We start from the raw sequence: 9,589 nt of genomic DNA on the forward strand, positions 1-9,589 counted from the left end.
ATGGCTAGTTCTTACTCGACGGGAATCCCACCCGCTATATGATACGACCTAGGCTCGGCCGCACAAGCACCCGTTAGCTTAAGTACAACATTTCACAAACTGTTATTCACTGAATATCACTCGTTCTTATTTCAAGAATTATGTAGAATGAGTGACAATTTACAAAAATATCCAAAAAAATACCTTTGATCTATAAAATCAAAGGTCAAAGTTGAACTTAGTGGTCTAGGCTAAGTCCATTTTAGGAGGTCTAAACTCAGAAGAATTTAAACTATTATTATATTAACATATAATGAATATTTATTCAACAATTTAAATAATTATACATTTACTGTCTTTGATTGCTTTTCTATTAACTTAATTCACCCCTTTTGAATTCAAACACCCGTTACTTTAAGTACAATTCCTCACAATCTTTAACTCGTCAGGTTAATGTAGTTTTAAAATAGACTTACAAAAATCATGAGAATATATTAAGCCTGAATTAAAAAAGGAATAAACCCGTTTCCCTCGGTTTATTCCTTTTTTTATTAATCTGAAAATTTCTTATTGAAGCGGTCGAGAAATATCACTTAACGCATCCCCTGCTTCATTAATATGAATGTCAACTGTTGCCAGGTCACCAATAGCACAAATGCCAACCAATTCTCCATTTTGGACCACAGGGATACGGCGGATTTGATTATCAGACATCAAACGAGCACAATCATGTGCATCTGTATCCGGAGAACAGGTAATTACATCTGAAGTCATAACATCATGGCAATGGATTGTGCTACAGTCTTTTCCATCAGCAACACAGTTAAGGACAATATCGCGGTCAGTTATCATTCCCACTACTTTTTTACCCTCACAAACCGGTACGGAACCACAATTAATATCACGCATAATTTTTGCTGCGGCTGTCACTGGCTCATGCGGTGTACATACCTTTACATCTTTTGACATTACATCTTGTACTTTTGTCATTTTTCCTTTCCTCCCTTTTCGGTTAAAATCATTTGTCTAATGTATTTTCTCCATTCAGAATTAAAATATAACTTACCTAAATTTTAGGGAGGCATTTGAACTAAGGGACATTGTTGACTTAACCTGCTTCGTTAATACGATAAAAAATAGCCACCAAAATGGCAGCTTGAACTTCAAGTTTTGCACCCGTTAGCCATCCATGCAGCACAAAATCAGTGCTGCACCACAGAGAATGAAAATGGGTAGGAAGTGTCAATACTGATACTGACCTTAATCCAGTCAACCCTAATCCATAGGCTTATTAATAAACGCTCTCCGAACAAAAAAAGAGCCGCCGCAGCACCCCTTTGTTAAACTCAAGCACCCTTTAGTTAAATAAGTGATAAAAGTAAAATAATCCTTACCCGGTGTGCCTAAAAGCACTGCACTTGACTGATACGTATCAAACTCAGTTACAAGTGGTTTATTTTTTTGGTAGTAACACTATGGGAAGTACAATCTACATTATGTGGGTGTTTCGTTTATTATTATTCCCTTTAGCTTAAATGAAGAATTTGAGTGCATCTCTCTACTACTATTTAAACTTCATTTTATACTCAGCTTGGAATGTTTCTCCTGTTTCAAGCATATTCACTCCAAATTTCTCCTTCATGTTCCCAGATGTATTATATGTATCGGCAATGCCGTACCAGGGCTCAATGCAAATAAACGGCGCCATAGTATCATCTGCGTCCATATATTTTGACCAAATCCCAACAAATGGAAAATTTTCAAACATTACTTCTACGCCATGTCTCGATTTATTAGATACCAATGTTATTTGTTCGATATTGCTGTAAACGAGGGCATCATGTGCAAATAGAGAGTGAGTGAGTTGAATCGTTGAAATATCATTAGCAGTTCCTCTCTCATGAATAAGAGAATTCTTTAGCTCATATTCAATCACATCCTTATTTGCTGCAGGAGTAAAGTTTAAACTGTAGTCCTCAATTGTTTCATTTTCTACAAGCGGAATCTTAAATGCAGGATGTGCACCAATTGAAAAATACATCTCTTCCTTGCTTTCATTCACTATTTCCCACTGAACAATGAGTGAGTCCCCTTTGAGTATATAACGAATAATAACTTTAAATTCGTAAGGATAAACATTAATGAAGCGTCCAGCAGACTCAAACACTAAAGAAACGTTTGTTGTTGTCTGCTCATCCACATCGAATACAACGTCACGCAAAAAGCCATGTTGTAACATCTTGTAGGTCTGACCATCCAGTTGATATCGATCTTCCTTTAACCGTCCAACAATCGGAAATAATACAGGAGAGACGCGTCCCCAATAGGCGTTATCCCCTGTCCACATATAGTCTATCCCATTTTTCTTATGATTCACTTTACGAATTTCTGCTCCATTGCTTATTATACCTACCTTCAACCAATCATTTTCAATTACAATCATCTTATTCCCTCATCTCTCTGGTCTGGAATTACTTCCTTTTATTATTCTGAAAGACTCCACTGCACATAGGAAAGAGTCTTTAATTTATCATAAATCCTGATAACCTTATATGTTTACCAATGTAGCTAGCTTTATTCCTGCTACTTCGTGCTCTTCAGACAGTAATTATTGCTTGTGTAAATAAGCTCTTACATTTTATTTTTGTCCTTTAAAGATCTAAAGAAATATTTTTAACTCGTGTCTTTTAGTCAAAACAATCATCCTTCCTATTTCACATTTTGAGTCAAATGCGTTTTAAAGAGCCGTTTCTCTTCTTGTACTAACCTGCTCCTACGATCAGTTGATACCAAGTGTATTAGACAAATTAAGGGAATATCCTTGTGACATATTTTTTATATAAAGCCCCATAGTGTAGGAATTAATTGCATTTCTAATAAGGATCAAAAAGGGTAAATTATTAATGCACCAAATATAAAGGAGGGTACTAATGGTCTATATAAAAGCTATGCTTATATGCTTGCTTACGATTCCATTCCTGTTCAATGTTCCCTCGGCACAAGCAGCACCGCCTGAAAATGAATTAAACCAGTATTTAGCCGAAATCGGATGGACTAAACAAGAATTTCTGGATTATGTTGATTACTACGAAATTCCTTTAAATGAATATAATACAGTGGAAGACCTAAAAGAAGTCCTGGGTACCCCTATTAACTCGAATAATTTTCAGGATTTATTAACAAAATATGGTCTGACTGAAAAAGAACTAAATGACTTAATGGATCATTTTGGAGACTCCGTAAATGAATATAAGTTTATCGAGGATATGGATGCGACAGTTGAATTTTATATTAATGCCGATAAAGATATGGCGGAAGTTGAAAAAGCATTATCGGATTTGGGCATAACAGAAGCAGAAGCAGAGAGATTTTTCAACTATTTAGCGGAAGTAGAAGAAAAAAATAAAGACCAACTAGACCAAATGGCAACAAACGATACACTGTGGGAAAATTTAATGAATGTAGAAGATCCTTCCCAATTAAGCGCTGAAGACCTGGATGAGCTGGTTCGAATATTAGAGCAAACCATTGCACTGTATGAAGTTAAAGTGAACTTGAAAGCTGACGGTCAGGCTGTAACATTAAAGAATTTACTAAAAATGAAAGAACCTCCAGGTAATTTATCTGGCAATGTCTATAGTACTTCTGGGGAACTTCTCATCGATTTTAACATCCCTAGAGAGTTTTTTGAATCAATGGAAGCTATTGTAGATGGGGAAGACATGATTCATTTAGGTGAGATTTCAGATGATTATGTAGACCATATGCATGAAGAGAAATATGAAGATGCTCAAAAAGGTTTAAAATAAACAAACTGGTCATTTTATTTCTCAACTTGATTTAGAATAAACGCCCTTTTTGCCCTTCTCATTTAAAATGAGATGGGCTTTATTTTTCTCATGGATAAATTGAAGTTAGGTAGATTCTATTCAATTAAAGCACCCTATAGTTTAAGTGTAATATTTCACAATCTTTCATTATAATTAAGAAAAAGGCGACCTTCATTTAGAAGAATCGCCCTTATAACCGTCCTTTAACCACAGGTCTCATTCGTCTTCATAACTAAAGAATCTAAAATCCGCATAATGCTATTTTTCTTTTAAAGAGTATTGTTGATTTTCTAACCAATTTTTAAGAATATTTTTACATTTCATATTTTTTCAAAGCAATGACTGCATTATGCCCGCCGAACCCAAACGAATTGGAGAGACCTATGTTGAGATTTGTTTGTCGGGCTACGTTCGGTACAAAATCTAAATCACATAAAGGATCGGGATTTTCTAAGTTGATTGTGGGAGGAATGATGCCCTCCTTCAGGCTTTTTGCTAATGCAATAGCTTCAACTCCACCAGCGGCACCTAATAAATGACCTGTCATCGACTTATTTGCGGTAACAGGTATTCTGTATGCCCGTTCGCCAAACAGTTTTTTTATCGCTATTGTTTCAGATAGGTCACCGACCTTTGTACTTGTTGCGTGAGCACTAATCATATCCACATCATCAATCGAAATGGACGCATCCTTTAAAGCCATTTTCATGGCAAGATACGCTCCTCTGCCTTCTGGATGAGTGGATACCATGTGATAGGCATCCGAACTAGCACCGTATCCAATTACTTCAGCATAAATTTGTGCATTTCTTTGTAAAGCATGTGTTAAGGATTCAAGTATTAAGATTCCTGCACCTTCAGACATGACAAATCCATCTCTTTCCGAATCAAAGGGACGACTAGCAGCACTTGGGTCATCATTCCTTGAAGATAAAGCAGTTGCATTTTCAAAACTGGCTAATGACAATTCTGTTACGGCAGCTTCCGCCCCTCCGGCAAATGCGATATCAGCGAAACCATACCGAATTGTTCTGAATGCCTCACCAATAGCTGTATTTCCAATTGCACATGCGGAGACCGGTGCCATCGCAGGTCCCAATGCACCATATTTAATACTGATTTGTGCAGAAGCCGCATTTGCAATCATCGCTGGAACCAACGCGGGGCTTACCCTTTGAGGTCCTCTTTCTCGAAGAATATCAATATTTTTAGTTAACGTCTCAATTCCGCCGATTCCTGAACCAACATATACACCGAGACGCTCTAAATCAATTTCCGTAGAGTTCAGTTTGGAATCGTTCCATGCTTGTTCAGCTGCAGCAAGAGAGAAATGACAAAATCGATCCATACGCCTTGCTTCCTTCTGTCCAAGTAGATCTTCAGCATTAAATTCCTTAACTAGTCCAGCAATTTTGGTTTTATGTTTACTAGCATCAAATGTATGAATGTAAGAAATTCCAGATCTGCCTTCGGTCAAATTCCTCCAAAATTTTTCAACATTGTTTCCCAATGGTGACACGACACCCATTCCTGTAATCACAACTCGTTCCATATTTATTCCCCCTCTTAAAGATTATCTATATTTTCACACTGTTTTTATCCTATTACAAGTTGTTGTTTATCATAGTATAATTAGTAATATGATAATCGTTTTAAGATAGGAGTATTGTGAACATGAATAGCAAAACTAGATTAGAAGCCCTATCCGAATTTTTAAAGTCAAAACGTGCAAATATACAACCTCAATCAGTAGGATTACCAACCGGAACTAGGAGGAGAACCCCAGGTCTAAGGAGGGAGGAAGTTGCCCAGTTAGCTGGAGTGAGCACTACCTGGTACACATGGCTGGAACAAGGGCGAAATATTAAGGTCTCGTCTTCTGTACTAGATTCTATAGCATCTGCTCTACAATTAAATAACGATGAACGAAAGTATCTATACGATTTAGCATTAGAAGTAAACACAAATGTGTATAAACAAGACGTTTTACAAACAAAAATTTCCCCTTCTTTAGAAAAAATTTTAACAGAATTAAAATATTGCCCTACTCTGATCACAGACCGACATTTCCAAATCGTTGGTTGGAATCCTGCTGCAGCCTATGTTTTTTTGGATTTTGAACAAATTCCCATTGAACAGAGAAACTTAATCCGCTTAGTGTTTACTAGGAAAGAATTGAGGTCTTTAGCTGTCAATTGGGAGCATTTTGTGAAAGGCTTTCTATCCATCTTTCGGGTTTATTATGGACAACACATGGGGGATGATTGGTACACTCAATTTCTCGAAGAAATGACTAATCTTAATCCAGAGTTTAAGTCCTTATGGCAAGAAAATCAGGTAAATATGGCTCCCGAAGTATTAATTGAATTTAGACATTCCAAGGCAGGTAAAATGATTTTTAATTTAACTTCTTTACAAGTTCATGGTAATACTGATTTTTGGTGTAGCATTTATACTCCTGTCGAGGGTTCCTCTACTGAAGAAAAATTAAAGAAGATGATGAAAAAAGGTGAAAAAAGTTAATATTAGAGCTGAAAGTAGTGCTAATTGATATGTTAAAAGGGGGACTAAAACCTCCCCCTTTTTTTGTGCTATTTGATGTGTTAATTCACTTTTCTAGCTCAAAACCGAACCCGTTATTTTGCGATCCGTCTTCTTTAATTAACGCACCCATTAGTTCAAGAAGACTAGGTTTCAATTTTTGATTAAGTCTCCTCCTATACTAAATTTATGTTTGTTATCAACACTATCTAAATAACCTTTTAATTGAATAATAGGGGTATCTATTCCCAACAAAGATTTATCACCTATACCTTCAAACGGCATAAAAACATTTAATGTAGCCTCTTCCCCTGGTTGAATATCTAATTTGTTTCCCGTAGCTTCAACTTTATATTCATTCCCTTTATAGCTCAATTGACTTGTTTTTATAGGAAAGTAAACATAAACATTATTTTGCTTAATAACAAAATCACTAGCATTAATTAATTTTATGGAATATAGAATCCCTTCTTTTGAAGTTTGCTTTTTAATTAATTCTAACTTGATTTTTTCATAATCTTTTGTTGAGACTGACGCTTTATTTTGATTAACACACCCTACTAATAACACAAAGGTTAACAAAATTACAGATAAATATTTAGCCTTCATAATAAGAACTCTCCCCATAATTTCCTATTTACTATGTACTATTTTAATCCATATTTGGATGAAATTATATGATGTTTTTATTGAACTAACCTGCCCCTTTACCTTAATAAGAAAAGGCGATTACTCTTTGTTCAGTAATCGCTCCTTTTCTATTCAATAAAGTTTATTTTATTATCCTGACACCACTCAATCGCAATTTGTTTAAAATACTCGTCCCGGTATGAATACCATTGATCTTCCATTTCAAAATCTATTAATTTGTCCTTAAATCTTCTGAAGGCACCCTTTCCCTTAATTGCCCTTAATAATGATTCCTGGTTGCGTTGATCACTTACTGTTAGGCAAAAGTTTTCCATTATTTCATATTCATTCACTTCATATTTTGTAGGTAACTCAATGTAATTTTCAAAGTTTTCAACCACATCAATTGCGATCATTCTATTTGCTTGTTCCCATTCAGGTAAATGATCAAATGGTTTTTCGTCTTCAACAGCTCTCAAGTCCTCCGATGTTACTAACACTATTTCACCAGTTTTAATATTTAGTAACGAACGTGACTCTTCAAACTGTATTTCCATTTCCTCAATTATATCTTTCAGTTTAACTTGTATACTCATTATTAGATCACCTTTTGATATTTTTTACTAATGCACTCTTAGTGAAATAAGAAAGGATTATTCCGCTTAGTAGTTTATAATAGTTTTCTCAATCTATAAACCAAATATTTTTCATTCTCTTCCCTTAATTTGACCACCCCAGACTTAGTATATAAATGAATGGCTCTTTGATTAGTAGGAGCTACACGCAAATGATATTCAGAAACATTAGATTTTCTGAAAATGAAAAAATTTTCTGCGTTGCGAATTAATTCCTTTCCAAGCCCTTTACCAGGATATTCTGGTGTAAGATAGAATAAATTTACATAGCCAATTTCCTTCCCATCGAATTCCAGAATTTGAAGTTCCATTTGCCCAATTGATAAATTGTCTTCTTCAATGATTACCTGTCCATTTGGGAATTTATTGACTCTTTCTCTTATCAGATTAATATAAGCAATTTCATCTCCAAAACCAACCTTAGTCCCAAAACTTACAACATAAGAATCTTTTCTGAATTTAATAATGATCGCCTAATCTTTTTCAATATCAATAGTCCGAAAGTTCAAATCATCATCCCCTTTCTAATAAATAAATTTCTCATCATTTATATAGGGTTCCTTCTTCAAAAGACCTGCACCGTTAGTGCAATAAGAAAAAATAACCAAAACTTGCAACTGGATCTTCAACACAAGCACCCGTTAGTTCATCAAGAAACTACTCAACTAATCATCTAAAAGGTTTAAGTCCAAAGAAATGCATACCTATTTCTATATTAGTGAAAAATACTGAAGAGGTGAGAACAAATGGAAAATGATAATTTAAAACTTACATCTTCTGAAATAGGAACACTATGGGGGGAGTATGTCAACGGAACAATGGCCGAGATAGTAAATAGGTATATGATTTCTATTTTAGAAGACGAATCAATAAAAAAAGTTTTTGAAATAGCCATTGAGACATGGGAAAAGCAAAAGAAGCAGCTTGTTTCCTTCATTGAGAAGGATGGATTTCCAGTTCCCATTGGATTTACTGAGTCCGACCTTAATAAAAGTGCAGAGAGATTGTTTTCTGACACATTCTGCTTAAATTATTTACATATTATGACTATACATGGTTTGTTGGGTCACACAACTGCTTTAAGTGTTTCTGTCAGAAAGGACATACGGGAATTTTACAATTCATGTGATAATGATGCAAAAAGTATGTACGATTTAACCATTGAGTTATTGCTTAAAAAAGGAATATTCCAAAGAGACCCCTATTTCTATCCTAACGAGAGCCCTGAATTTATTTCTACCAAAGATTTTACTGATGGATTCTTCGGAAAAGGGAGACTTTTATCTGCTACAGAAATTATCAGTATTTCTCTTAACATTAAAAAGGGCATTATGGCAAAGGTCCTTTCAATCGGATTCAGTCAAGTCACAGAATCGAAAGAAGTAAGAAAGTTTTTTGAGGAATTAGAAAAAACCGCAGATGAAAACCTACAAGCACTTTCAAAAATAATGCACAAGGATAATTTGCCAGTTCCAATGTCGTGGGAATCAGAGGTTACAACGTCAAAAGACTCTCCTTTTTCAGATAAATTAATGTTGTATCATATGGGTTTCTTGGCTCAAACTGCACAAGTATATTACGGGACAGGTCTAGCAGGAGCCATGCGAACAGACCTAGCTGTAGCTTATGAAAAAGCAATTCTAAAAACATTAGGAATTACCAAAAACTGGTTCGATATTATGGTGAAAAACAAGTGGTTAGAACAGCCACCACTTGCTCCCAATAGAAAAGAACTTGCACAAGATAAATAAGATATACCCCTCATTAGTGAGGGGTATATTTTTAATTAGCTTCTTAATTTAATGGATAATTCCAACATGAGTATCCCCATAGCTAAAGCTAGGGGTTTCGAAAGAATAGGCTGTAAAGCCGCATTGTCTTTACGAGGGCTACCACTAGTCCCGCTACTACATCAGGCCGAGACCTTCAGCTTTGCATTTCTTTTCTTCATGATGATTATTTTTCGTGGGGATT

At 35.3% G+C, this 9,589-nt stretch carries 9 protein-coding genes; 3 read left to right on the top strand and 6 right to left on the bottom strand.

From position 1 onward, the window contains the following. Nucleotides 1-546: 546 nt before the first annotated feature. Nucleotides 547-969 (bottom strand): CBS domain-containing protein, encoded by a 423-nt coding sequence (locus AB7942_RS29510; RefSeq protein WP_369449630.1) that lies wholly within the window; start codon nt 967-969, stop codon nt 547-549. 574 nt (nt 970-1,543) lie between these two features. After that, nucleotides 1,544-2,422 carry an aldose 1-epimerase family protein gene (locus AB7942_RS29515; RefSeq protein WP_369449631.1) on the bottom strand — a complete coding sequence of 293 codons (879 nt, stop codon included), beginning with the start codon at nt 2,420-2,422 and terminating at the stop codon, nt 1,544-1,546. A gap of 487 nt (nt 2,423-2,909) precedes the next feature. Here AB7942_RS29515 and AB7942_RS29520 point away from each other — a divergent pair, with 487 nt between their 5' ends. Continuing rightward, on the top strand, nt 2,910-3,788 hold the full coding sequence (locus AB7942_RS29520; RefSeq protein ID WP_369449632.1) for a processed acidic surface protein: 879 nt from the start codon (nt 2,910-2,912) through the stop codon (nt 3,786-3,788). Nucleotides 3,789-4,122: 334 nt separating this feature from the next. Here AB7942_RS29520 and fabF read toward each other — a convergent pair whose 3' ends face one another. Then, on the bottom strand, nt 4,123-5,361 hold the full coding sequence (gene fabF / locus AB7942_RS29525) for a beta-ketoacyl-ACP synthase II (RefSeq protein ID WP_369449633.1): 1,239 nt from the start codon (nt 5,359-5,361) through the stop codon (nt 4,123-4,125). A 122-nt stretch (nt 5,362-5,483) separates the two neighbouring features. Here fabF and AB7942_RS29530 point away from each other — a divergent pair, with 122 nt between their 5' ends. Continuing rightward, nucleotides 5,484-6,332, top strand: a complete 849-nt coding sequence (locus tag AB7942_RS29530) for a helix-turn-helix transcriptional regulator (protein ID WP_369449634.1) — start codon at nt 5,484-5,486, stop codon at nt 6,330-6,332. Nucleotides 6,333-6,503: 171 nt separating this feature from the next. Here the strand turns inward: AB7942_RS29530 and AB7942_RS29535 are convergent, their stop codons facing one another. The 3 genes from AB7942_RS29535 to AB7942_RS29545 all read right to left on the bottom strand — a co-directional run bounded on the left by AB7942_RS29535 (nt 6,504) and on the right by AB7942_RS29545 (nt 8,085). Further along, the gene (locus AB7942_RS29535) at nt 6,504-6,959 is read right to left on the bottom strand and encodes a hypothetical protein (RefSeq protein WP_369449635.1); all 456 of its coding nucleotides are present in this window, start codon (nt 6,957-6,959) and stop codon (nt 6,504-6,506) included. Nucleotides 6,960-7,108: 149 nt separating this feature from the next. Beyond that, on the bottom strand, nt 7,109-7,576 hold the full coding sequence (locus AB7942_RS29540) for a UPF0158 family protein (protein WP_369449636.1): 468 nt from the start codon (nt 7,574-7,576) through the stop codon (nt 7,109-7,111). Between the two features lie 74 nt (nt 7,577-7,650). After that, nucleotides 7,651-8,085 carry a GNAT family N-acetyltransferase gene (locus AB7942_RS29545; RefSeq protein ID WP_369449638.1) on the bottom strand — a complete coding sequence of 145 codons (435 nt, stop codon included), beginning with the start codon at nt 8,083-8,085 and terminating at the stop codon, nt 7,651-7,653. Between the two features lie 276 nt (nt 8,086-8,361). On the opposite strand from AB7942_RS29545, the gene AB7942_RS29550 reads away from it, so the two are divergent. Next, nucleotides 8,362-9,366 carry a DUF3231 family protein gene (locus AB7942_RS29550; RefSeq protein WP_369449637.1) on the top strand — a complete coding sequence of 335 codons (1,005 nt, stop codon included), beginning with the start codon at nt 8,362-8,364 and terminating at the stop codon, nt 9,364-9,366. The last annotated feature ends 223 nt before the right edge of the window (nt 9,367-9,589 follow it).

It is taken from the genome of Neobacillus sp. BF23-41, from assembly GCF_041106275.1.

What these genes read in the sequence shown, in the direction of transcription:
- AB7942_RS29515 (WP_369449631.1), bottom strand. Translation starts at nt 2,422, where the DNA reads ATGATTGTAATTGAAAATGATTGGTTGAAGGTAGGTATAATAAGCAAT.
- AB7942_RS29520 (WP_369449632.1), top strand. Translation starts at nt 2,910, where the DNA reads ATGGTCTATATAAAAGCTATGCTTATATGCTTGCTTACGATTCCATTC.
- AB7942_RS29510 (WP_369449630.1), bottom strand. Translation starts at nt 969, where the DNA reads ATGACAAAAGTACAAGATGTAATGTCAAAAGATGTAAAGGTATGTACA.
- AB7942_RS29540 (WP_369449636.1), bottom strand. Translation starts at nt 7,576, where the DNA reads ATGAGTATACAAGTTAAACTGAAAGATATAATTGAGGAAATGGAAATA.
- AB7942_RS29550 (WP_369449637.1), top strand. Translation starts at nt 8,362, where the DNA reads ATGGAAAATGATAATTTAAAACTTACATCTTCTGAAATAGGAACACTA.
- AB7942_RS29530 (WP_369449634.1), top strand. Translation starts at nt 5,484, where the DNA reads ATGAATAGCAAAACTAGATTAGAAGCCCTATCCGAATTTTTAAAGTCA.
- AB7942_RS29535 (WP_369449635.1), bottom strand. Translation starts at nt 6,959, where the DNA reads ATGAAGGCTAAATATTTATCTGTAATTTTGTTAACCTTTGTGTTATTA.
- fabF (WP_369449633.1), bottom strand. Translation starts at nt 5,361, where the DNA reads ATGGAACGAGTTGTGATTACAGGAATGGGTGTCGTGTCACCATTGGGA.